Here is a 477-nt window from a genome sequence, read left to right as displayed (position 1 = left end):
GGTCACGGGTGCGTCCGTCGTGCTCGTGGTGGAGCGGGGGTCGGGGGTCGGGGTCGCGTGCGTGGGCACGATGACGTCCTTTCACAGCTCCGCGCTCACCGGGCGGGTCCGGGGGTCGGGCACGCGGGCCGGGTCCACTCCCCGGTCCGGGTCGCCGGGCTCGTCGCCCGACGACGGCTATACCGTCCAGCCGGTACAGTAGCCGACCGTCCGGACGGTGCACAAGAGCACCTCCGTCGCTAGGCTCGACGCCCATGGCCCCCACCCGCGACCGCATCCTCGACGCGCTGCAGGACGTGCTGCTCGAGGACGGCCCCGGCGGCGCCACGCTCGACGCGGTCGCCGAGCGCGCGGGCGTCTCCAAGGGCGGGCTGCTCTACCACTTCCGCAGCAAGGACGACCTCTTCGAGGGTCTGCTCGACCGGCTCGACGCGGGCGGCGCCGCGGCGGACGCGCAGTGCCCGACCGACCCCGACG

Annotated in this window: 2 protein-coding genes; both read left to right on the top strand. The window is 75.1% G+C overall.

Going from position 1 to position 477, the window contains the following annotated elements; translation table 11 throughout:
- A partial coding sequence (locus G3I71_RS50670; protein WP_203733138.1) for a hypothetical protein occupies positions 1 to 202 on the top strand: 202 nt, incomplete at its 5' end.
- A 52-nt stretch (positions 203 to 254) separates the two neighbouring features.
- Positions 255 to 477: TetR/AcrR family transcriptional regulator (locus G3I71_RS47025; protein ID WP_164325075.1), on the top strand; the 223-nt coding region annotated here is incomplete at its 3' end.

It is taken from the genome of Streptomyces sp. SID12501, from assembly GCF_010550245.1.
In the GTDB taxonomy this organism is placed as follows: Bacteria; Actinomycetota; Actinomycetes; order Streptomycetales; family Streptomycetaceae; genus Streptomyces.
This window is presented reverse-complemented; position numbering and strand designations above follow the sequence as displayed.